This window comes from Halorubrum sp. ARQ200, from assembly GCF_005435115.1.
GTDB classification, from domain to species: domain Archaea; phylum Halobacteriota; class Halobacteria; order Halobacteriales; family Haloferacaceae; genus Halorubrum; species Halorubrum tropicale.
This window is the reverse complement of sequence record NZ_SGTZ01000001.1, coordinates 329,731-350,006: the sequence shown is the minus strand read 5'-3', so window position 1 is coordinate 350,006 and position 20,276 is coordinate 329,731. Positions and strand designations below refer to the sequence as shown.

The 20,276-nt window shown below is 74.0% G+C and carries 22 protein-coding genes; 7 read left to right on the top strand and 15 right to left on the bottom strand.

Translation table 11 applies throughout. From position 1 onward, the window contains the following. The first annotated feature begins 136 nt into the window (after nucleotides 1-136). The gene (locus EXE50_RS01890; RefSeq protein WP_137704196.1) at nucleotides 137-1,075 is read left to right on the top strand and encodes a carbohydrate kinase family protein; all 939 of its coding nucleotides are present in this window, start codon (nucleotides 137-139) and stop codon (nucleotides 1,073-1,075) included. Nucleotides 1,076-1,106: 31 nt separating this feature from the next. Here EXE50_RS01890 and EXE50_RS01885 read toward each other — a convergent pair whose 3' ends face one another. From EXE50_RS01885 to EXE50_RS01875, 3 genes are all read right to left on the bottom strand, one after another. Beyond that, nucleotides 1,107-1,316, bottom strand: coding sequence for a hypothetical protein (locus EXE50_RS01885; RefSeq protein WP_053772073.1), 210 nt, complete (start codon nucleotides 1,314-1,316; stop codon nucleotides 1,107-1,109). A 21-nt stretch (nucleotides 1,317-1,337) separates the two neighbouring features. Beyond that, complete coding sequence (locus EXE50_RS01880; protein WP_121598909.1) at nucleotides 1,338-2,333, bottom strand: DUF5787 family protein; 996 nt, start codon at nucleotides 2,331-2,333, stop codon at nucleotides 1,338-1,340. A gap of 83 nt (nucleotides 2,334-2,416) precedes the next feature. Next, nucleotides 2,417-2,863, bottom strand: coding sequence for a bis(5'-nucleosyl)-tetraphosphatase (locus tag EXE50_RS01875; RefSeq protein WP_053772075.1), 447 nt, complete (start codon nucleotides 2,861-2,863; stop codon nucleotides 2,417-2,419). 201 nt (nucleotides 2,864-3,064) lie between these two features. Between EXE50_RS01875 and EXE50_RS01870 the strand changes: the two genes are divergently transcribed. Both EXE50_RS01870 and EXE50_RS01865 read left to right on the top strand, forming a co-directional pair. Then, nucleotides 3,065-3,403 (top strand): hypothetical protein, encoded by a 339-nt coding sequence (locus tag EXE50_RS01870; protein WP_121598910.1) that lies wholly within the window; start codon nucleotides 3,065-3,067, stop codon nucleotides 3,401-3,403. Nucleotides 3,404-3,565: 162 nt separating this feature from the next. Next, nucleotides 3,566-3,898: an uS10/mL48 family ribosomal protein gene (locus EXE50_RS01865; RefSeq protein WP_053772077.1), complete on the top strand. Its 333-nt coding sequence runs from the start codon at nucleotides 3,566-3,568 to the stop codon at nucleotides 3,896-3,898. Nucleotides 3,899-3,984: 86 nt separating this feature from the next. On the opposite strand, the gene tgtA is transcribed toward EXE50_RS01865, so the two are convergent. The 8 genes from tgtA to EXE50_RS01825 all read right to left on the bottom strand — a co-directional run bounded on the left by tgtA (nucleotide 3,985) and on the right by EXE50_RS01825 (nucleotide 11,250). Further along, nucleotides 3,985-5,463, bottom strand: coding sequence for a tRNA guanosine(15) transglycosylase TgtA (gene tgtA, locus EXE50_RS01860; protein ID WP_137704195.1), 1,479 nt, complete (start codon nucleotides 5,461-5,463; stop codon nucleotides 3,985-3,987). A gap of 78 nt (nucleotides 5,464-5,541) precedes the next feature. After that, complete coding sequence (locus EXE50_RS01855) at nucleotides 5,542-6,318, bottom strand: Nif3-like dinuclear metal center hexameric protein (RefSeq protein WP_053772079.1); 777 nt, start codon at nucleotides 6,316-6,318, stop codon at nucleotides 5,542-5,544. Between the two features lie 100 nt (nucleotides 6,319-6,418). Further along, nucleotides 6,419-7,759, bottom strand: coding sequence for a glutamyl-tRNA reductase (gene hemA, locus EXE50_RS01850; RefSeq protein WP_053772080.1), 1,341 nt, complete (start codon nucleotides 7,757-7,759; stop codon nucleotides 6,419-6,421). Further along, nucleotides 7,756-8,436: a bifunctional precorrin-2 dehydrogenase/sirohydrochlorin ferrochelatase gene (locus tag EXE50_RS01845; RefSeq protein ID WP_137704194.1), complete on the bottom strand. Its 681-nt coding sequence runs from the start codon at nucleotides 8,434-8,436 to the stop codon at nucleotides 7,756-7,758. The genes hemA and EXE50_RS01845 overlap by 4 nt, the downstream gene beginning before the upstream one ends. Beyond that, nucleotides 8,433-9,518 carry an Lrp/AsnC family transcriptional regulator gene (locus EXE50_RS01840; protein WP_137704193.1) on the bottom strand — a complete coding sequence of 362 codons (1,086 nt, stop codon included), beginning with the start codon at nucleotides 9,516-9,518 and terminating at the stop codon, nucleotides 8,433-8,435. Before EXE50_RS01840 ends, EXE50_RS01845 begins: the two co-directional genes overlap by 4 nt. A 64-nt stretch (nucleotides 9,519-9,582) precedes the next feature. Beyond that, nucleotides 9,583-10,050, bottom strand: coding sequence for a hypothetical protein (locus EXE50_RS01835; protein WP_137704192.1), 468 nt, complete (start codon nucleotides 10,048-10,050; stop codon nucleotides 9,583-9,585). A gap of 9 nt (nucleotides 10,051-10,059) precedes the next feature. After that, on the bottom strand, nucleotides 10,060-10,455 hold the full coding sequence (locus tag EXE50_RS01830; RefSeq protein WP_053772084.1) for a 30S ribosomal protein S6e: 396 nt from the start codon (nucleotides 10,453-10,455) through the stop codon (nucleotides 10,060-10,062). Between the two features lie 66 nt (nucleotides 10,456-10,521). After that, nucleotides 10,522-11,250, bottom strand: coding sequence for a lipoate--protein ligase family protein (locus EXE50_RS01825; protein WP_053772085.1), 729 nt, complete (start codon nucleotides 11,248-11,250; stop codon nucleotides 10,522-10,524). 135 nt (nucleotides 11,251-11,385) lie between these two features. On the opposite strand from EXE50_RS01825, the gene EXE50_RS01820 reads away from it, so the two are divergent. The 3 genes from EXE50_RS01820 to EXE50_RS01810 all read left to right on the top strand — a co-directional run bounded on the left by EXE50_RS01820 (nucleotide 11,386) and on the right by EXE50_RS01810 (nucleotide 14,618). Then, nucleotides 11,386-13,065, top strand: coding sequence for a histidine kinase N-terminal 7TM domain-containing protein (locus EXE50_RS01820; RefSeq protein WP_137704191.1), 1,680 nt, complete (start codon nucleotides 11,386-11,388; stop codon nucleotides 13,063-13,065). Then, complete coding sequence (locus tag EXE50_RS01815) at nucleotides 13,062-14,045, top strand: hypothetical protein (protein ID WP_137704190.1); 984 nt, start codon at nucleotides 13,062-13,064, stop codon at nucleotides 14,043-14,045. The genes EXE50_RS01820 and EXE50_RS01815 overlap by 4 nt, the downstream gene beginning before the upstream one ends. A 75-nt stretch (nucleotides 14,046-14,120) precedes the next feature. Then, entirely contained in the window at nucleotides 14,121-14,618 is a 498-nt protein-coding gene (locus EXE50_RS01810; RefSeq protein ID WP_121598919.1) for a PaaI family thioesterase, read from the top strand. Here EXE50_RS01810 and EXE50_RS01805 read toward each other — a convergent pair. From EXE50_RS01805 to EXE50_RS01790, 4 genes are all read right to left on the bottom strand, one after another. After that, complete coding sequence (locus EXE50_RS01805) at nucleotides 14,588-16,615, bottom strand: molybdopterin biosynthesis protein (RefSeq protein ID WP_053772089.1); 2,028 nt, start codon at nucleotides 16,613-16,615, stop codon at nucleotides 14,588-14,590. The genes EXE50_RS01810 and EXE50_RS01805 overlap by 31 nt on opposite strands. Beyond that, entirely contained in the window at nucleotides 16,612-17,871 is a 1,260-nt protein-coding gene (glp, locus tag EXE50_RS01800) for a gephyrin-like molybdotransferase Glp (RefSeq protein ID WP_137704189.1), read from the bottom strand. The genes EXE50_RS01805 and glp overlap by 4 nt, the downstream gene beginning before the upstream one ends. Before the next feature lie 124 nt (nucleotides 17,872-17,995). Then, nucleotides 17,996-18,940: a PHP domain-containing protein gene (locus tag EXE50_RS01795; protein WP_053772091.1), complete on the bottom strand. Its 945-nt coding sequence runs from the start codon at nucleotides 18,938-18,940 to the stop codon at nucleotides 17,996-17,998. 57 nt (nucleotides 18,941-18,997) lie between these two features. Then, complete coding sequence (locus tag EXE50_RS01790) at nucleotides 18,998-19,939, bottom strand: permease (protein WP_137704188.1); 942 nt, start codon at nucleotides 19,937-19,939, stop codon at nucleotides 18,998-19,000. Between the two features lie 142 nt (nucleotides 19,940-20,081). Between EXE50_RS01790 and EXE50_RS17295 the strand changes: the two genes are divergently transcribed. Further along, nucleotides 20,082-20,258 carry a hypothetical protein gene (locus EXE50_RS17295; protein ID WP_167551909.1) on the top strand — a complete coding sequence of 59 codons (177 nt, stop codon included), beginning with the start codon at nucleotides 20,082-20,084 and terminating at the stop codon, nucleotides 20,256-20,258. Nucleotides 20,259-20,276: the final 18 nt, after the last annotated feature.

The window sequence follows — 20,276 nt, the reverse complement described above, 5'->3', positions numbered from 1 at the left end:
GCGGACGCCGCCGGGGTCCCGTGAATTTAATACCGGCACGCGCGAGGTGCGGGTCGAGAGATGTCCCGTCGGCACCGAGGCGAGGCGACCGCGGAGCAACGGCGCGGCCAGCACAGCGGACCCGTCCGAGCGCGGCATGACGCGTGAGGCGCTCGTCGCCGGCGAGGCGCTGATCGACTTCATCCCCGACAGGCACGGCCCGCTCGCGGCGGTCGAGTCCTTCTCCCGACGCGCTGGCGGCGCGCCGGCCAACGTCGCGGTCGGGCTCGCCAGGCTCGACCGGACGCCGTGGTTCTGTACGGCGCTCGCGACCGACGCCTTCGGCGAGCACCTCGCGTCCGTCCTCGACCGCGAGGGGATCTCGGACCGGTTCGTGCGCCGCGTTCCGGACGCGCGGACCGCGCTGGCGTTCGTCTCGCACGACGAGGACGCCGACCGAGAGTTCACCTTTTACCGAGAGGGGACGGCCGACAGGCGGTTCGACGCGAGCGGCGTCCCGGACAAGGTCCTCCAGTCGGTCGACGTCGTGGTCGTCGGCGGAGTGACGCTGACCGTCGAACCGGCCCGCTCGGCGACGTTCGACCTCGTCGAGCGCGCGCGGGCGGCGGACTCGCTGGTCTGTTTCGACCCGAACGTCCGGCCGGAGCTCTGGGAGGTCGACCCCGAACCGACGCTGCGGCGGATGCTCTCGGCGACGGACGTTCTCAAGGCCTCGCGGGAGGACCTCGGCGGCGACGCGCTCCCGGCGGCCCCCGACGAGCTACTCGACGCCGGACCGGACGCCGTCTTCCTGACCGAGGGCGAGGCGGGGGCGCGCCTGGTCGCCGGCGAGGACTCCCCGTGGGAGTGCGGCGAGTGGCGCCACGGCGGCTACCGCGTCGACGACGTCGTCGACACGACGGGCGCGGGCGACGCGTTCACCGCGGGCGTCGTCGCGGGACTGGTCGACGAGGCCGCGCCCGAGGAGGTCCTCGGGTTCGCGAACGCCGTCGCCGCGGCGTCGACCCGCTCCGAGGGGGCGATGACGGCGCTCCCGGACAGGGAGGCCGTCCGGCGTGTCCGGGAAGACTCCTGACCGCCGCTCCGGAGGTCGCTCGCGGCGAGTCTCACTCGGCGCCCGACCGCACGTTCGTCCCGACGAGGGCGATCAGGTACGAGAACGCCGGGAACAGCACGGCGACCGCGGCGAGGTGTCCGGGATCGATCCCCGCGGGACCGTCGAGGAGAAGCCCGGTGTACTGGAGGACCGCCAGCGTGAGCACCACGACCACCGTTCGCGCGGCGTACTCTGCGAGCGATTGGTTCGGGGACCGCATACGGCGGGCTGGCTCTCCCACTCACTCAACGCTTTCGGGCCGGTCCCGCTCGCGTTCCCGCCGTCGGTCCAACACTCGCTTGTACCCCTTCCCCGGGCCGCCCTCGATGGGCCACCCGCGCGTGCGCCACTGCGGCGGCTCCGGCGAGAACTTCGGACAGGACCCCGAGCACTCCCGCGCGGTCGGGACCTTCCCCTTCGCGGCGCAGTGCGGGAGAAGCGCGCGCCCCTCGCGCCTGAGTTCGAAGTGCCTACAGTCGGGACGCATCGTCTCGTGGAACGACCGCCACCCCTTCCCGTAGGCGCGCTCCGCGATCTCAAGCCGGAGCGTCTCCGTCTCGGGGTCGCGGCGTTCGCCTTCGCCCGGCGCGAGGTCGCTCGGGTGCCACGCCACGTCGGCCGCGTCGGCGTCGACGCCCGCGGAGAAGTCGGTCGCGAGGATTCCGGCCTCGACGGGCAGCTCGCGGAGGAGGGCGGGCTCGACGCGCTCGCCGGTCGTCTCCGTCGCGAGCCACGCCTCGTCGGCGAGCCCGGTCTCGACGTCGTGGTCGAGCTGGTCGGCGAGCCGGTCGGCCGCCGAGCGGTCAAGGTCCGGCTTGTTTTCGACCGCGACGATCCGCTCGACCCAGTCCGGGTAGGGCCGCACCCGGCGGATCTCGATCCGGTTCCCGTCGCGGCGCGTCTCGATCAGGTCCCGGCCCGCGGCGCGGTGGACCGCCCGCCGCACGTAGCGCCACGGGTAGCCGGGGTCCGGCAGGGCGTCGCGGTACCACGCCCACTCGGCGGGCGCGCCGCGGACCACGTGGAGGAGGTCGGAGTCGATGGTCCGGTCGCCGAACGCGCGCCGCCGCGCGAACGCCGCCGGGTCGACCTCGATCACGACCGTGTCCCAGCGGCGCTCCTTGGTACCGAGCTGGCGGGCGACGATCGCCGGACGCGGCCCCTCGCTCGGGTGCCAGGCCAGCTCGGCGAACCGGCAGACCAACAGCTCGTAGCCGAACTCGGCGTCGGGCGTCACTGGTCGACCTGTCGAGCGGGGCGGACAAAAGCGAACCGCTCGGGGGGTGCGGCCGCCGTCGACCGCGTGCGGCCCCGTCCCGATCAGACGTACTTGCCGTCTTCCTCGTCCTTCCGCTCGTCGAGGTACTCGTGGGCCTCCTCTAGGATGTCGCGCGGGCCGTCCTGCGTGATCGTGTTGATCGCCTGGTCGTAGTCGCGCCACTGGAGGTCGCGGTGCTCCTTCGAGAGCTCCGCGCTCGCCTCGAACGAGCGGGCGATGAAGAGGTGGACCGTCTTGTGGATGGTCTCCCCGTTCGCCTCGAACACGTAGTCGTACTCCCTGCGGAACCCGTCGATCAGCCGGAAGTCTTCGATTCCGGCCTCCTCGCCGACTTCTCGTATCGCCGTCTGCTGGAGCTCCTCGTCCCCCTCGACCCCGCCTTTGGGGAACTCCCAGTCCCCCGGTCGGCTCTTCAGGAGCAGGTACTCCCGTTCGCCGCGGGTATCGCGGAAGAGGATGGCTCCGGCACTGGTCGCTTCGACCGTCATTGGCCGCAGGTAAGCGATCACCCCTAAAGAGCGTGTCGGACTTCCGAACGGTCGCGTCAGTGCGGACTGAAAGACGACACGGCGGGGTTCCGAGCATCGCCGGACGGTCGAAACGGCGCCACACCGCTCTCGGTACCGGTCAATAGCACTCGGTCGGTCTCATAGTTCGTTTTATCATTGCGTCGCACGTGGCCCGGAATAATGGGAGCGACTGCCGAGGTTCGGCGGCGGTGTCGACTCGCGACGGAACCGCACCGCGACAGGGGCGTGACGCTCCACGGCGTCGACGGCCGGACGTATCACGCCATCGACGCGACCGAGGACGCCCGCGACCGCTTGGCGGACCTACGCCTCGGGGACGCGGTCGAAGTCGTCCTCGAACCCGTCCGCTGTCGGGGCGACGGCTGGCGGATCACTCGGTTGCGCAGGGTCGACCGAGGGGACGGTCCGGCCGGCCATCTTCAGGGAACTGGTCCGACGCAGCGCCGACCGTCCGGCGAGCGCGACGACTCCGCGGGCCGGCTAAACGCGAACCCGTAACACGGGGTTCGAGCCCGAACGCGGCCGCGGCGCGCGGCGGTGTAGATACCGCGGGTGCGCTCGGCTCCAGCGACCGTCACGTCCGGGGGGAAGTCGGGGCCCGGAATCGCGGGTAGATGCGTTTTTACCGCTCGGGCGGCCATTGGCGGACGACCCCCAGCCATGACCTTCGTCACGAAACTCGACTTCGCGTCCGGCGACCGCGACGTGCTCGTCGAGACCGTCCAAGAGCTCAAGGAGACCCTCGAACGCAAGGGCGCCGAGTGTAAGGGCCCGCACGCGAGCCCCTCCGAGACGGTCACCGTCCCGCTGTACAAGGACCTCGCGCCGGGCGACGAGTTCTCGCCGTGGCGCTACGACGTGTACCGCCGCTCGATGGAGATCCACGGCGCCGACGACATCGCACGCGACGTGGTCGGCCGCGACTTCCCGGACTCGATCCACGTCGAGGTCGAGGTCGACCAGAAGAAGCCGCTCGGACACCGACGCGACTGAGGCGGTCGGCGTCCGGAACGGGCGGGCGACGCGGTCACGGCTGCGCTTTTCGCCGCGACGACGCTCCCTCGCGAGCCGCCGATCCGTCAGCCGAGCGTCCGCAGGTTCTCCGTTTCGACGCGGTCCGGGAGCCGTTCCAGCGCCGCGTCGCACCACGCGTCGTGGCCGAGCGTGAGCGCCGTCTCGGGGTTGGCGTCCGCGAGCGCGGCCACGCCCGCCGCGGCCGCGACCTGCGCCGCGTCGTCGGTCCGCTCGGGCACCTCGGCGGTGAGCGGGTACGTCTCCGAGAGCGCGGGCGGGTAGGGGCCGAACGGCGGCGTCACGCGCCACACCGCGTCGTAGGCGTGGTCGGAGGGCGCCTTCGACTCGGTGAGCAACAGGTCGTCCGGCGCCGTCAGCCGGCCGAGGCGGTCCCGGTGCCGTCGCACCTCGGGCCGGCGCGTCGCCTCGTGGGAGGTGTAGAAGAACGCGTCCTTCGAGCCGGGGTCGGTGCGCTCCAGCTCCTCGGCGTGGTCGAGCAGCGCGCGGTAGCCGTCGAGCATCGCCGGGTGGCCGCGGGCGCGGCGGTCGACCAGGTCGAGCAGGTTCCCGGACCGGATCGCCTCCTTCACCCGGCGCAGCTCCTCGAAGGTGACGTGGAGGTTGTGCTCGGCGAGCAGGCGCTCCGTCTCGCCGTCGCCGAAGCCGCGGAGGTCGGCCGGGGCGTGGTGCGCGCAGACGGGACACGAGCAGGGGAAGTAGTCGAGGTCCTCCAGGTGTTCCGTCCCCGACACCGTGAGGTAGCGGCCGTCGCGGGCCATCAGCGCGTAGGCGGCCGAGTCGAACAGGTCGCAGCCGGCCGCGACCGCGAGGGCCAACATCATGGGGTGGCCGGCGCCGAACAGGTGGACCGGGACGCCCGGGCCGAGCCCGCGCTTCGCCGCGCGGACCGCCTCGACGACCTCGGCGTAGCGGTACGAGTTCAGGAGGGGGACCATCGCGCCGACCGGGAACACGTCGAGGTCGGTCGCGGCCGCGTGCCGACCCGCCGCCTCGCGGAGGTCGGCGTACGTCGCGCCCTGGACCGGCGCGTTGACCAGCATCTCGCCCGTGTCGGCGTCCTCGGCGTCCGCGAGCGCCCGCTTCGTCGTCTCTAACTCCCGCTCCGCCCGCTCGCGGTCCGCGTCGGGCGGCGTCGGGACGTCGACGGGGGTCGCCACGTCGCTGCCGATCCGCCGCTGGAACTCGATTATCTCCGCGGTCGTCACGTCGATGTCGCCGTACTCGGCCAGCTGGAAGGAGCCGGAGTCGGTCATGATCGCGCCGTCGAACCCGAGGAACTCGTGGAGCCCCTCGTCGACCACGCGGTCGCGGATGCGGTCCGTGCTGCGGATGATGTAGGAGTTCGTGATAAGCATCTCCGCGCCGAACTCCTCGCGGAGCCGCTCGGGCTCGATCGTGAGCACGTTGGGGTTGACCACGGGCAGGAGCGCCGGCGTCTCGACCGTGACGTCGGCGCGCGGGACCTCCAGCCGCCCGATCCGCCCGGCGGCGTCGTGGCCCCGGATCTCGAAGTGATCGCGCATACCCCGACTGCGCGGACGCGAGCGGTAAGGGTTGCGTTCGGCGGCGAGCGCGCCGCCGGGAGCGCGGTCGCGCCCCCGTTACAGCCCGGTCGGGTGCGAGAGGTACGTCGTCTCGACGCCCCAGTCGTCGGTCAGCGACTGGAGCGCGCGGACGCCGAACGTCTCCGTGGCGTAGTGGCCGGCGAGGAACACCGTGACGCCCGCCTCCCGCGCGTCGTGGTAGACCTGCTGTTTCCCCTCGCCGGTGATCAGCGCGTCGGCGCCGGCGGCGACCGCCTCGTCGAGCCAGTCGACCCCGGAGCCGGTGACGACCGCGACCCGTTCGATCTCGTCGGGGCCGAAGTCGAGCACCCGCGTGGGCGACGACTCGCCCTCCGGCTGCCCCTCGAAGCCGTCGAGCGTCTCCCGGATCGCCGCCGCCGACCGCGGTTCCGCCGCTTCGCCGATCGTCCCGACCGTCACCGGCCCCATCTCGCCGAACGGGTCGCGGTCCGCGAGCCCCACCGCGTCCGCGACGCCGGCGGCGTTGCCCAGTTCTCGGTGGCCGTCGAGCGGGAGGTGCGAGACGTACAGTGCGATGTCGTGCTCGACTAAGGCCGCGATCCGGTCGTGGACCCGTCCGGTGACGCGCTCGATCCCGCCCCACGAGAGCCCGTGGTGGACGACGAGGGCGTCGGCGTCCGCGTCGGCGGCGGTCTCGATCGTCGCCCGCGCGGCGTCGACCGCGAACGCGACGCGCTCGATCTCGGCCTCCTCCGGCCCCACCTGGAGCCCGTTCGCGCTCGCGTCGACGTCGGCGTACGCGGCCGTGTCGAGTCGGTCGTCGAGTCGGTCGACGTACTCGGAGAGCTTCATACCGACCCGTGGACCGGCCGGGAAATAAAGCGCGGCGGTCCGCGGGGACCGGTCCGGGCGAAATCGCGAGCGGTCCGGGGCGCCGCAGCGGACGCGAGGATTAGTCGTCCAGCTCCTCGGCGACGGACTCCGGGATCGTGTCCGGGCCGCCGGCCCCCGCCTCGGTGAGGTCCGCCCCGTCCGGCCCCTCCGCCTGCGCGGTGAACTCGGGGTCGAACAGCTGGAGGGCGGTCCGGATCGTCTCCCAGTCGTCCTCGCCGGCGGCGTCCCGGAGCGACCGGGTGGGGGCGGCGAGCAGCTGCCCGACGAGCGCGTCCGCCAGGTCCTCGACCGTCTCGCGCTGCTCGTCGCTCAGGTCGCCCTGCGCCTCCAGCTTCGACATCGCGCGGTCGAGCTCGCGCGCCTTCACCCGGTCCGCGCCGGCGTACATCGCCGAGATGGCGTCGTCGGCGCGCTTGCGCTTGTACGCCTCCAGGATGCGGTCGAGCTCGTCGTCGATGATCGACTCGACCTTCCGGGCCTCCTCGGCGCGGCTCTCCCGAGTCCGCTGGGTGACGTCCTCGAGGTCGTCGATATCGTAGACGGTGACGCCCTCGCGGGCGCCGGCCGCGGGGTCGACGTCGCGGGGCTGCGCGATGTCGATACAGACGACGCGACCGGCGCCGTCGACGTACGACGGGTGGACGACGAGGTCGGGGCTCCCGGTCGCGGTGACGACGAGGTCGGCCTCGGGGATGATCGCGGGGAGGTCGGCGAGCGACACCGCCTCCGCCCGGGTGTCGACCTCCTCGACGACGAACTCCGCGTGGGGCACGGTGCGGTTCGCGACGACGATCTCGGAGACGGCGGTGTCGTCGAGGGTCCGGGCCGCGAGCGTCCCCATCTCGCCGGCGCCGACGACGACGGCCGTCCCGTCGGTGAGGTCGATCTCGCCCGCCGCCAGCCTGACGGCCGCGGAGCCGAGCGAGACGACGCCCTCGTTGATCTCGGTCTCCGTCCGCGCGCGCTCGCCGACGTGGAGCGCCTTCGTCACGGCGTCTTTGAGCACCGGTCCGATGCCGCCCGCCGACTTCGACTCCTCGTAGGCCTCGCGCAGCTGGCCGATGATCTGGTCCTCGCCGAGCACGAGCGACTCCAGCCCGGAGGCGACGCGCATCAGGTGTTCCAGGCTCTCCTCGTGGTCGAGGCGGCGGACCGCCCCGGCGCGCACGTCGGGGGCGAACGTCGACAGCGCCGTCGCCCCGTCGACGGTCCGGTCGGTGACGACGTACGCCTCCGAGCGGTTACACGTCTGTACCGCGAACGCCTCTTCGACTCCCTCGCGCGCGAGCAGGTCAGAGACGGTCGCGCGGACGCCGTCGCCGCCGGCGGCCTCGATCTCGTCGACGGTCGCGTCGGCGTGGGCGACGCTCACGCCGGCGATCGCACCCGTCTCTCTCATCGGTCGAGTACCTCCTCGATCACGGTGTCGGCCTCTTGCCGTCCGTTGGATCTCCCCTTTTGTAAACCCTTCCAAACCCCCCGGGATCTGACAACGCGCCGGACCGCTTCCCGGCGTTTCGCGGGCGGTACGCCCGCCGCTTTCAGCTCCTCACGGATCTCGCCCGAGAGCGCCGCCATCGCGCCCGCCCCCTCGATCTCGGCCTCGATCCGCTCGCGCAGCGCCTTCGCGAGCGCGGGGCTCGTGCCCCCCGTCGAGAGCGCCACGGTCACGGGGTCGTCCTCCACCGTCGCGGGGACGACGACGCTCCCGGGGTCGCGGCCGCCCGACACGTCCGTCCGGTTGACGAGGAGCCCCCGGTCCAGCGCGGCCGACTCGACGGCGGCGTTGACCGCGGCGTCGTCGGTCGCGGCGACCGCGAGCGCCGGGGCGAGCCGGTCGATCCAGTCGGGCACCGCCTCCGGGTCCGGGGCGGCGCGTATCAGTTCGACGGCCGGCCCGTCCGCGGACTCCGACTCGCACCCGTCCGCGAGCGATCGCAGCCGCTCGTCGAACTCGGGGCTGACGACGACGACTCGGGCCGCCTCGTCGAACCCCCGTGCCTTGCGCGCGCCGACGGCACCGCCGCCGAAGACGGCGACCGTCTCGCCCGCGAGGTCGTGGTAAAGCAGGGTCACGCCGTGTTGCTGTCCGCCCGGTCCGCGATGCGGATGCCGGTCTTCTTCAAGATGCGCGTCGAGAACAGCGTGTCCCAGTCGTCGGCGCCCACGTCCCAGTGGTCGGCCATCAGGTCGCGCACCTCCGCGATCCGGCGCTCGCTCTCCGCCTCCGTGCGGCCGTGCGTCATCGCGAAGAAGTTGTACTCCCAGACGCCGGCGTGGCGCGGGCGCTCGTAGCAGTGCGTGACGAAGTCCAGCGACGCGACGGCGGGCCCGACCTCGTCTAAGACCTCCTCGGGCACGTCCCAGACCGTCATCCCGTTCTCCGTGTAGCCGAGCGCGTAGTGGTTCGGGATGACGCCGACGCGGCGCACCTTCCCCTCCCGCTCGAACCGCTTGATCGTCTCGATCACCCAGTCGACGTCGGCCCCAATCGCCGCCGCCACGTCGGCGTACGGCGTCTCCGTGATCGGGAGGCCGCCCTGGATCTCGACCACGAGGTCGCGCTCGTCGGGCGTGAGCGTCCCGCGGTCGCTGGGCGTGACCTCGGGGCCCAGGTGCGAGAGGTCCACGTCGCCGTCGGGCACCGGCCCGTCGACGAGGAACTTCGCGCCGACGTGGAACTCCCGGAGCTTCGGGAGGTTGTACGTCTCCTGGCCCGTCGCGGACTCGATCTCCGCGAGCACCTCCTCGACGCGGTCGTGGCCGTCCTTGTCCGGGTCGGGGTGGTCCGCGACGCTCACCACGAACCACATGTTGAGGTGCGGGTGCTCCCGCTCGTAGTTGTGCGCGACCGCGGTGAACTCGTTCACCGTCTCCGCGATCTCGTCGTAGCGGTCCTCGGGCGCGTGCATGGCGACGAGCGACGCCGCCCCGCCGATCTCCTCGGCGTTGACGAGCGCGCCGAACCGCGATAAGATCCCCTCCTCGTCGAGTTCGCGGACGCGCTCGCAGAGCGCCGGCCCCGTGACCTCGACGCCGCGCTCCCTGAGCGCGGCCGCCGCCGCGTCGAAGGGGCGCTCCGCGACCGGGAAGCCGCCCTGGAACGCGTTGATGATCGCGCGGTCGAGCGCCGTCAGATCCGCGTCGACCTCCTGCATGGACCGATCTCGGACCCGAGCGAGAATAAGCGATTCGACCCGTCGCCGCGACGCCGCCGTGGTCCTACCCGTCGAGGTCGCGGGCGATGTCCGCGAGCGACGACCGCGGCCCCCGGTTCGCGTCGTACAGGGTCCGCTCGCCCGGGATCCGCAGCCCGTACAGCTCGCCGGGCACCACCACGTCGAGGACGACGCTGTCCCCGGGCTCCCGACCGTTCGCGTCGAGCCACTCGACCAGGCGGTTCGTCCCCTCGCCGGCCTCGCGCGCGAGCCGTCGGTTGTCGTACGCGCCGCGCAGCAGCCGCCCGTTCGAGTCGGCCGCGACCCGCGCGTGGCGCTCCTCGCGGTCGATCGCGACGCGGATCACGTCCCCCGCGCCCACGCCGAGCGCGTCGCAGGCGCCGGACTCGACGCGCCCGTCGAGGGCGTCGTCGTCCGGGAGCCTGACGCAGGGGCGGCGAGTGCCGCCGCTGCGGGCGAGCGAGACGCGAATCGAGGAAACGTCCTCGCCGTCGGAGGGAACGCGAGGCATCGGGGCGCCTTACTCGTCGGCGTCGTCGCCCTCGCCGAGCGCGGCGGCCACGTCGCCGTCGCCGTCGACGACGCTGGCGTTGATCTGCGCGATGTCGTCGTCGACCTCGCGGCCGCGGACGGTGATCCGCTTGCGCTCGCCCTCGCGGGACGGCTCGAAGCCGACGCCGCCCTCCAAGAGGAGCTCCTTCAGGCGGGTGCCGGAGACGTCCTCGCGCATCGGGCGTCCGGTCTCGTCGGAGCCGCCGGTGAGTTCGATGGTGTGTTCGGGGAGTCCGACCGCGTCGCCGCCGATCTCGTCGCCGAGTTCGCGACCGAGGAATCGGTTGGCGTCCTGTCCGTCGACCTCTCGCTGGAACGTCTCGCCGGTCTCGGGGTCGGCGACGACGACTTTGAATTCGGCCATGCGCGAACCCAGATGCCCGCGCATAAAAAGCACGTCGAAACGTCGGAACCGCGGGCCGCGGCGCGCTCAGGCGTCTGCCCCGTCGACGCGGACGATCTCGCGTGCGCCGTCTCCCCACGCGCCCTCGACGAACGCGGCCTCGACGGCGCGAGCGACGGCGTCGGGGTCGTCCGGGCCGCCCGCGTCCGCGACGCTCCCGACCGATGCGGGGTCGAACGGCACGTCGAGCGCGCCGTAGACGCGGTCGGTGGCTCGCGCGATCGGGTCGGGGTCCGCCGCGGAGACGACGAGGACGCCCGCGACGAGCGCCGCGTCGGCGCGCACGCGCTGGGCGAGCCCCGCGATCTTCCCCCCGTTGGCGGCGCCGGTGCCGTCGGCGACCCGAAGGGAGTGGTCGCCGGGGCAGAACGCGTTCGGCGGCTCCCCGCGGACCACGTCGGCGCCGAGTTCGCGGAGCGCGTCGCGGAGCGCCTCGGTCGCCGTCTCGTACCGCGCGTCGATCGACCCGCGGCCGTCCCCGGTCGGCACCGCGACGCCGAACGACAGCGTCGCCCCCGTGTACGCGACCGCGCGGCCGCCGACGTCGCGCTCGACCGGCGGGAACCCCGCCGCCTCGGCCGCCCGTTTCGCGGCCTCGAACCCGGGCTCGCGGGCGTCGCGCCGGCCGAACGCGACCTGTCGCGGCGGCGCGGTGACGCGGACCGCGGGGACGCCGTCCGCGGCCGACGCGAGCAGGGCGGCCGTCGGCTCCCGGTTCGCGGCCGGCGTCGCGAACTCCCCTCTGAAGACGCGCATAACGGACTGAACGGGGGCGGCGCACAAGCCCCTTGCGCCGGGCGGGACCGCGCGACGACGGCGAAGTCTCGGGCGGCGCGGGGGCGACCGCGTGACACAACAGTTTTGTCGGCCCTGGAAGTGGTACAGGTATCGATGAGCGATCTGGGCGCGCTTCCGGTCCAAGCGTACCTGACCGCCTGCCTGCTGGCGGGGGGCATCGGGCTCTGGCTCGGCCGGGTCGCGTGGCGGGAGCGCGACGAGCCCGGCGGGATCGAGGTCGCGCTCTACCTCCTGTGCGGCGGCGGCGCCTCGCTCCTGTACGCCCTCCGGGTCGCCGCGCCCGGCGAGGTCGCGATGAGGGTCGCGCTCAACCTGTCGACGCCGCTCATGGGCGCGCTCCCCGTGCTCTGGACTCTCTTCGCCCTGGCGTTCACCGGCCACGACCGCTGGCGGACGGAGAACCGGATCGTCGCGCTCGCGACCCCCGCGTTCGTCTGGGTTCTGCTCGCGTGGTCGAGCGCCACCCACGGCCTCGCCCGCCGCTCCGTGGCGCCGGTGACGGAGGGTCCGTTCACGCTGCTCGGCTACGGGCTCGGTCCCGCCGGGGGCCTGTTCGTCCTCCTCGCGTACGGGCTGTGCGTCGCCGGCGCGTTCCTCGTCGTCGACCTCTACGAACGGACGGGGAACCGGTACCGGCTCCAGACGTTCGTCGTCCTGCTCGGCACGCTGTTCCCGTTCCTGGCCGGCATCGCGACGTTCGTCGACGTGGGGAGCTACGCGAACCTCTCGTGGCTGCCGACGGCGTTCGTGATCCACGGCGTGTTCCTCTACGGGACCGTCTTCTGGCTCGGCACCCTCGACGCGGCGGTCGTCGCGCGCGACACCGCCGTCGAGGTGATGCAGGACCCCGTGATCGTCTCCGGCTCCGACGGGCGCATCCGCGACCTGAACCCCGCCGCCGAGGCGATCCTCCCGCCGGACGCGGTCGGGTCCTCGCTGTCGGAGGTGTTCCCGCGCCTGGAGGTCGGCGTCGAACACCCGATCGCCATCGACGGCCGGCAGTTCGACATCCAGGAGAACCCGATCACCGACCCCCGGGGGACCGACCGCGGCCACGTCTTCCTGCTCCGCGACGTGACCGCCCGCGAGGAGCGCCAGGCCGAGCTGGAGCGCCGAGAGGCCGAGCTCGAACGGCAGAACGAGCGCTTAGAGGAGTTCGCCGGCGTCGTCTCCCACGACCTGCGCAACCCGCTCGCCGCCGCGTCGGCGGGCGTCGAACTGGCCCGCCAGCGCGGCGACGATCCCGACGGCGCCTTGGAGCGGGCGGCGAACGCCCACGAGCGGATGGACGACATGATCGAGGGGCTGCTCGCGCTGGCGACCGCCGGCGAGACGGTCGACGAGCTCGACCGCGTCTCGCTCGACGGGACGGTGCGGCGCGTCTGGTCGCGGTTGGAGACCGCCGAGGCGACCCTGACCGTCGAGGGCGGCGACGCGACGGTGCTGGCGGACCGCGACCGCCTCGAACAGCTGGTCTCGAACCTGTTCCGCAACGCCGTCGACCACGCGGGCGAGGACGTCGCCGTCACCGTCTCGATCGAGGCCGACGGCGACCGGGTCGCGCTGGCGGTCGGCGACGACGGTCCCGGGGTCCCCGCGGCCGAGCGCGAGCGCGTCACCGAGCGCGGCGTGTCGCTCGGCGACGGGACCGGCCTGGGGCTGGCCATCGTCGGCGACATCGTCGAGGCGCACGGGTGGTCGCTCTCGGTCGCCGAGTCCGACGCCGGCGGGGCGGAGTTCCTCGTCGAGGGGATGGAGGCGGCGGACGCGTGACCGGACCGCAGACCGAAGGAGCCGACCCGCCCGGGACTACCGTCGCGCTCCCCGGCGAGGTCGTCCGCCGGTACGAGAAGTTCTCGCGGTTCAACTCCCCGTACCCGGCCCACGACCGCGGCCGCGCCGTCGACCTCTATCCGGGCGACGGCGTCGGCCGCTCGCCGGTCGCCGGGGTCGTGAGTCACGTCCGTACCGTCGGCTGTCCGGACCGCCCGTACGCGGCCGCGGAGGACCACCTGATCGTCGTCGACCTCGACGAGGGGTGGTGCGCGCGGGCGGGCGTGCCCCCGGGAACCGTCGCGCGGATCCTCCACGTGATCCCCGAGGTGGAACCCGGAGACCGGGTCGCCGTCGGGGACGCGCTCGGCCCGACGACGCGCTCCGGCTTCTTCGGCCAGTGGGTCGACGACCACGTCCACCTCGGCTTCCGGGCCCCGGGCGCGGACCCCCTCCGGGCCAGCGGATCCCTCCCGGTCGCCGTCGACGCCCCGGTCGAGCCGGTCGCCTGGGACGGGACGGGCGCCGTCGTCGAGCGCGGGCCGAACCACGTCGTCCTCGACGGGCCGCGCCGCTCCGGGGCCGGGCCGGCGTTCGCCGCGCTCGCGAGCGACGAGGGCGTCCCGCTCGACGGCGGGCTGACGCACTACGCGGGCGGCGGAACGTTCGCGCACGCCCCGAGGCCGGCGGACGGCGCGGGCGGCGGCTCGCTCGGACCGGGCGACGCGGTGTCGCTGCTCGGCACGCGGATCGGTACCGCGGCCGACCACGAGGCGGCGGGCGGCGCGCCGCGCGTCGAGTGGGACGCCGTCGACGTCCTCGCGAACGGCGAGCGCGTCGTCGGACTGTCACTGTTCGCGTCGCGGACCGACCGGTTCGGCGTCAAGGTGGTCTGTCCGGACCGCGAGTTCGCCGTCGGCGAGCCGGTGACGGTCGAGGTCGTCCCGAGCGGCGACCCGATCCGCCTCGGCGTCGGGTGAGCGGCGGCGGGAATCGCCGGCCGGTTGTCTCGCGTTTCCGGGGGGTACAAGCCGGCCCGGCGTCTGCCCGGGAACATGGACCGCACGGACATCGCCGAGATGGACCCGCTGCCCGACGCGGCGATCGAGTTCGTCGAGCGGAAGTTGGAGGACGAGCACGGCTACCTCTCGTGGCTGAACACGTCGGTCGAGACGATCGAACGCGGCCGCGTCGTCCTCTCGGTCCCCTTCGACGACAAGCTCACCAACGCGGACGGGCGGACGATCCACGGCGGCGTGGCGGCGACGCTGATCGACACGGCCGGCGGCGTGGCTCAGCGCACGACGTTCGATGACCCGCTCGACGGCGGCGTGGCGACGGTGAACCTCAACGCGAACTACCTCCGCCCCGCGAACGGCGACCTCCGCGCGGAGGCCGAGGTGGTGCGGGCGGGCGGCTCGATCGGCGTCAGCGAGATGACGGTCACCACCGCCGGAAACGGGGGCGAGGCGGCCGCGGACGACGACGCGAACGACGGGGACCGGTCGGAGGTCGTCGTCGGTCAGGGCTCGTTCCGGCTGTTCCGCGAGTAGCCCGGGCGGTCGGCCAGGATCGCGTCGAGGGCCGGCCCGGCCTCGTCGACGGCCGCGTCGTCGTCGGCGTCCGCGCCGTCTCCGGCGCCCGTGCCGAGCGCCGCCGCCAGCGCCGCGACCGGCTCGCGGTCCGCGCGGTCGGGGGCGGCCCGCACGGCGACCGACTGCTCGCCGAGCGAGACGAAGTCACAGCCGAGCCGCTCCGCCGTCTCGCGCAGGCCCAGCCCGGCGTCCGCGTCGCCGGCGACGACGGCGCGGACCGGGCTCTCGAACGCCTTCGCGGTCCGCTCGTAGCCGTCGATCCGCTCGGCGAGGTCGCGGCGGTCGGCGTCGCGGTCGTTCGCGAGGTCGTCGAGCGCCGCGTCGAGGCTGCGCCGGAGCCCCGAGACGGTCGGGCGGTTGCGGAGGCGGAGGTCGCGGTCGACGAGGTCCGCGAGCCCGCTCACGTCGTCCGGGTTGCCCTCGGGGACGACGAGCCCCCACTCGCGGGTCCAGCCGCCGAGGACCGCGGCGTCGACGTCGCGGTCGGTCGGGCCCGCGGTCACGGCCACGTCGGGGACGCCGTCCCGGAGCCGGCGGAGCCCCTCGCGAGAGCCGACGGCGAGGTACCGCGGGTTCGCGAGCCGGTCGAGCAGGCGGTTGAGCGCGGGGTCGTCCTCGCCGACGCCGAGCAGGGTCGGCGGGCGCACGTCGGGCGAGAACAGGTCGACCGAGACCGTCTCGCCGGCGTCGAGGTACTCCGTGTCGGGGTCGACCGCGACGACGCCGTCCGCCTCGACGAGGCTCGTCGTCGCCCCCGACCCCTTGTCGACCGGGTAGACGAGCGGGCGATTGCCGTCGTCCAGGTCGAGCAGGCCGACGGGCATCAGCCGCAGGCGCCCCTCGCCGTACCGCTCCCCGACGCCCATCCGGCCCTCGACGGTCGCGGTCGCGGGCTCGTCCCGCCCGGCCGCCTCGCGGATCGCGGGCGCGACGAACGTCCGGAAGATGGTGAGCGCCGAGACCGGGTACCCCGGGAGCCCGATGTACGCCGACTCGGCGCCCCGTGAGTCGTCCGCCCCGTCGGTGCGGTCGAGCCGCCCGACGAGCATCGGCTTGCCGGGCTTGACCGCGACGCCGTGGAGGAGGAGCTCGCCGCGCGCCTCGATCACGCGGTAGATGACGTCGACCGCGCTCGCGGAGGTCGACCCCGAGGAGAGCACTAAGTCGCACTCGTCGGCCGCGCGGCGGAGCAGCCGTTCCATCTCCGCGTAGTCGTCGCCGGCGTGCGGGTAGAGGACGGGCTCGCCGCCGGCCTCCTCGACGCCCGCCGCGATCGTCGTCGAGTTCACGTCGTATATCTCGCCGCGCTCGGGGTCGAGCTCCTCGCCCGGGCGGACGAGCTCGTCGCCGGTCGAGACGATGCCGACGCGCGGGCGCCCCTCGACCGGGACCTCGTCGACGCCGAGCGCCGACAGCAACCCGATCTCGCGGGGCGTCAGCCGCGTCCCGGGGCCGAGCGCGCGGGCGCCGGCGGCGATGTCGGTCCCCGCGGGCATCACGTGGTCGCCCGGCGCGACCGACGTGCGGACCGCGATTCGGGCGGAGCCGTCCCCGTCGCCGGCATCGTCCCCGCCGACCTCGTCCGTCCGCTCGACCATCACGACCGCGTCGGCGCCGTCGGGCATCACCGCGCCCGTGGATATCTCGGCGCAGGTCCCCGGTTCGACGGTCACGTCCGGCTCCGCGCCCGCGTGGACCGCGCCGACCAGGTCGAGCTCTGCCGGGTCGGCCTCGTCGGCGCCGAAGGTGTCGCGCGCCCGCACCGCGTACCCGTCCATCGAGGCGCGGTCGAACCCCGGCACGTCGACGGCGGCGTCGACGCGCTCGGCGAGGACGCGCCCGCGCGCCTCCCGCAGCGGGACCGTCTCCGGCGCGGGCGAGAGGTCGAGCGACGCGATCGCCTCGCGGGCGGCCTCGGGGGTCGCGAGGTCGCGGAACTCCTTGCGGTCGCTCATTCGGTCACCTCCCAGAGCTCGACGTCGACGGGCTCGCCGGCGTCGAGCCCCTCGCGCGGCTCGGGGACGACGACCCACCCCTCGGCGAGCGCGACGCTAGAGAGGATCCCCGAGCCGCTCGCGCGCGTCGGCGTCGCGGTCGGGAGAGCGTCGTCGCCGTCGCCGTCAGTCGCCTCGGCCTCGTCGGGCTCGGAGAGCGACACCCGCGCGAACGTCCGCACGCCGGGCTCGCTCGCGACCTTCCGGTCGAGCGTCGCGCGGCGCGTCGGGAACGGGTCGGCGTCGGTCCCGCCCGCCCGCTTCAGCGCGGGGCGGAGGAACTGCGCCGCGTTGACGATGCACGCGACCGGGTAGCCGGGCAGCGAGACGATCTGCGTCCCCTCGGCCACCCCGAGGCAGACCGGGTGGCCCGGCTTCAGGGCGACGCCGTGGACGAGCACCTCGCCGAGGCCGTCGACGACCTCGGGGATCAGGTCCCGTTCGCCGACCGAGGAGCCGCCGGTGGTGACGACCACGTCGGCGTCAAGGTCGGCCGCGACCGCCTCGCGGAGCGCGTCCGGGTCGTCGGTGACCACGTCGCGGTACCGGGCCTCGCCGCCCCAGCGCTCGACGAGCCGGGAGACGGTGAGGCCGTTCGTCTCGATCACCTCGCCGGGGCCGGGGTCGGACTCGACGAGCTCCTCGCCGGTCGGAATGACGGCGACTTCGGGCGGTTCCCGGACCGTCACCTCGTCGAGGCCGACCGAGCGCAACAGGCCGAGGTCGGAGGGGCGCAGGACGTGGCCGGGCTCGTAGAGGCGCTGCCCGTCCGCGACGTCCTCGCCGGCCTCGCCGACGTTCTCGCCGGTCGCGACCGCGTCGAACACCTCGACCTCGTCGCCGACCGACTCGACCTGTTCGACCATCACCACCGCGTCCGCGCCCTCGGGGACCGCGCTGCCGGTGTGGACGCGCGCGGCTTCGCCGGGCGCGACGGCGTCGGCCTCGGCGGGCTTGGCCGCGAGGACCGCGGGCGAGCGGTCGCCGGCGCCGAAGGTGTCGCTCGCGCGGACCGCGTACCCGTCCATCGCGGCCCGGTCGTACCCCGGCACCGGCGCGGGCGCGTCGATCGGTTCGGCGACGACGCGGCCGTCCGCCGCTCCGACCGGGACCGACTCCGTCCGGTCGTGGGGCGTGACGGCGTCGAGCAGCGTCGCCCTCGCGTCCGCGACCCGGGTCCGCCGCTTGAACCCGGACTCGCGTCTGTCGTGGCTCATGGGATCACATTCGCGGCCGCGGGCAAAAACCCCGTTCTCCGCGGGCGCGGGCGCCGTCGTCTCCGGCCGCCGACCGCTTCGCGCCGCTCCGACGCTGTGCCGCTCCGTCGCTCCGCGCCGTCCGTCAGGCGAACCAGGAGAGGAGGCGCCGGGTGCGGTGGGCCGACTGGAGCGCGGCCACCTTCGCGGCGACGGCGCCGTCGACCGCGGTCCGCTTGGTGGCGCGCGCGCCCCGCGCGGCGCCGGTCCGCGCGTAGTAGGCCGACCGGCGCCCGGCCGCGCCGACGTAGTGTTTCGCCGCCATCCGGATCGGCGCGCGTCGCCCCTCGACCGTCGTCGTGCCGCGGCGGATCGCCGTCAGCACGTCGTCGGCGGTGACCTCGCGGACCGACTCGGCGCCCTCGATCGTCAGGTCGGTGTACGCCCGCCCGACGTACTGGAGGTGGTGCGCGTCGCTCGCGGCAACGCCGGGGTAGCCGTGTTCCGCCGCGAACCGCCGCGCGCGGCGGTTCCGGTACCCGGTGAACAGCCACGCGTTGAACACCTCGATGGCGTCGACCTCGGTGGCCGCCCCCGGTTCGGAGGTCGCCCCGCCGTTCGGCCTCGGTTGGGGAGCCTCCGACCCGGCCGCCTCGCCCGGCGCCTCGCCGGCCGGGTCGGGGGTCGCCGCCGCCTCGTCGGCCGGGCCGGGCGTCGGGATGTTGCGCTGGCGGACGCCGTGGCGCGAGCGCTGGAACGGGTGGGGGACGATCGCGACGCCGCCGCGGTCGCGGACCCAGCGGACCGTCTCGGCGTAGGGGCGCCCGCGGGGCGGCATCCGGTCGACGCCGACCGCGAGCAGGTGGCCGTGCGCGGTCGACACCTCCACGCCGGGGATCCCGATCAGCCCGTACTCGGGGGCGATCTCGGCCGCGCGCTTCGACTCCCGGATCACGTCGTGGTCGGTGACGACGACCGCGTCGAGGCCGATCTCGGCCGCGTGTTCTAAGATTAGCTCGACGGGCTCGTGGCCGTCGTAGCTCCCCTCCGAGTGGACGTGCGGGTCGATGCTGACGGTGACGCTGGACACGCCCGTCCTACGCGGCGGGGGGTATAAAAATGGACGAACGACGGCGGGCCGACGCGCTCAGCCGAACAGCCCCTTGATCCTGTCGACGACCGATTCGTCCTCGTCGGCCTCCTCGGCCTCCTTCCGCTGCTGTTCGCGCAGCTCGCGGAGCTTCGCGGCCTGGTCGTCGGTCCCCTGCCCGCTGTCGGTCTTCACGTCGCCGCCCTGGAGCCCCTTCAGCTCCGAGACCGCGTCGTTGACCGCGCCGGAGGTCGTCCGCGTCTCGGTCGCGGAGCCCGCCAGCTTCTCGGCGTCGACGTCCGCGTCGTCGACCGCGCCCGTGTTCAGTTCGAGCCGGCGCGTCTCGGAGCGCTCGACGCCGCCCCACGTCAGCTCCGCGTCCGACAGCTCGCGCTCGATGTCGGCGCGGACCGACTCCTCGGTGACCGCCTCGCCGTCGCCGCCGGCGTCCGAGCCGGACCCGCCGCCCGCCTCCGCGGCGCCGCTCCCGGCCTCGGACGCGCCGCCCTCGACCGCGCCGCCCGCGGCGCGCTCGACGCGGTGAGCGACCAAGGCACCGCCCGTCGCGCCGATGACGGCGACCAGCCCGAGAGTGTAGCCCGCGACGATCTGCGCGCTGTAGTCGGGGTTTGCGACGACGTTCCAGTTGCGCGGGTACGCCCAGGTGAACGCGGCGGTGCCGACGAGGGTGATCGCGACGCCGACGCCCGCCAGGTACAGCATTCGGCGGTCGACCGGGAGGAGGACGACGATGCCGAACAGCAGGGCGGGGAGCCCGGCCGCGGCGGCGACGGCCGCGACCTCGCGGACCGCGTACGTCGAGAGCGCGGTCGGGTCCAGCGTCGCGCTGTAGAGGAACACGACGACCCCGATCACCCCGAGGGCGATTCCGGCGGAGAACAGCCCGAACCCCGCGTACACGTCGATCGTCCGGTCCGGGTCGCCGACGTATCGGCGGTAGTACTCGATGAGGACGTTCTCTGCGTCCGCTTCGCTCATACGCGAACGTTTCCGCCGAGTGTAATGACTGTTACCCCGGCGGTCCCGGCCGGGCGGCGGCGCTCGACCGGAGCGGTCGGCGGTCGACCCCGCCGACCCGTGCGTTTTTCACCGCGGGCGACGAGGTTCCACGCGAGAATCCGTGACGCCCGAGTGCCCCCGCTGCGGCGCCGCGCTGTCGTCGCTGTCGCTTGGTGCCGCCACCGCCGTCGCCTGCGAGGAGTGCGGCTACGCCGACGTCGAGGCCGACCACTCCGGCGAGCCGCGGTTCGCCGAGAGCTGGGCGGACGCGCTCGCGCGCTTCGAGGAGGACCAGTAGCGGTCGACAGGACCCCAC

What these genes read in the sequence shown, in the direction of transcription:
- EXE50_RS01855 (WP_053772079.1), bottom strand. Translation starts at nt 6,318, where the DNA reads ATGAAGCTCTCCGAGTACGTCGACCGACTCGACGACCGACTCGACACG.
- hemA (WP_053772080.1), bottom strand. Translation starts at nt 7,759, where the DNA reads ATGAGAGAGACGGGTGCGATCGCCGGCGTGAGCGTCGCCCACGCCGAC.
- EXE50_RS01885 (WP_053772073.1), bottom strand. Translation starts at nt 1,316, where the DNA reads ATGCGGTCCCCGAACCAATCGCTCGCAGAGTACGCCGCGCGAACGGTG.
- EXE50_RS01790 (WP_137704188.1), bottom strand. Translation starts at nt 19,939, where the DNA reads ATGAGCGAAGCGGACGCAGAGAACGTCCTCATCGAGTACTACCGCCGA.
- EXE50_RS01870 (WP_121598910.1), top strand. Translation starts at nt 3,065, where the DNA reads ATGGGAGCGACTGCCGAGGTTCGGCGGCGGTGTCGACTCGCGACGGAA.
- EXE50_RS01810 (WP_121598919.1), top strand. Translation starts at nt 14,121, where the DNA reads ATGGACCGCACGGACATCGCCGAGATGGACCCGCTGCCCGACGCGGCG.
- EXE50_RS01840 (WP_137704193.1), bottom strand. Translation starts at nt 9,518, where the DNA reads ATGCAGGAGGTCGACGCGGATCTGACGGCGCTCGACCGCGCGATCATC.
- EXE50_RS01820 (WP_137704191.1), top strand. Translation starts at nt 11,386, where the DNA reads ATGAGCGATCTGGGCGCGCTTCCGGTCCAAGCGTACCTGACCGCCTGC.
- EXE50_RS01830 (WP_053772084.1), bottom strand. Translation starts at nt 10,455, where the DNA reads ATGGCCGAATTCAAAGTCGTCGTCGCCGACCCCGAGACCGGCGAGACG.
- EXE50_RS01865 (WP_053772077.1), top strand. Translation starts at nt 3,566, where the DNA reads ATGACCTTCGTCACGAAACTCGACTTCGCGTCCGGCGACCGCGACGTG.
- tgtA (WP_137704195.1), bottom strand. Translation starts at nt 5,463, where the DNA reads ATGCGCGATCACTTCGAGATCCGGGGCCACGACGCCGCCGGGCGGATC.
- EXE50_RS01875 (WP_053772075.1), bottom strand. Translation starts at nt 2,863, where the DNA reads ATGACGGTCGAAGCGACCAGTGCCGGAGCCATCCTCTTCCGCGATACC.
- glp (WP_137704189.1), bottom strand. Translation starts at nt 17,871, where the DNA reads ATGAGCCACGACAGACGCGAGTCCGGGTTCAAGCGGCGGACCCGGGTC.
- EXE50_RS01890 (WP_137704196.1), top strand. Translation starts at nt 137, where the DNA reads ATGACGCGTGAGGCGCTCGTCGCCGGCGAGGCGCTGATCGACTTCATC.
- EXE50_RS01835 (WP_137704192.1), bottom strand. Translation starts at nt 10,050, where the DNA reads ATGCCTCGCGTTCCCTCCGACGGCGAGGACGTTTCCTCGATTCGCGTC.
- EXE50_RS01825 (WP_053772085.1), bottom strand. Translation starts at nt 11,250, where the DNA reads ATGCGCGTCTTCAGAGGGGAGTTCGCGACGCCGGCCGCGAACCGGGAG.
- EXE50_RS01805 (WP_053772089.1), bottom strand. Translation starts at nt 16,615, where the DNA reads ATGAGCGACCGCAAGGAGTTCCGCGACCTCGCGACCCCCGAGGCCGCC.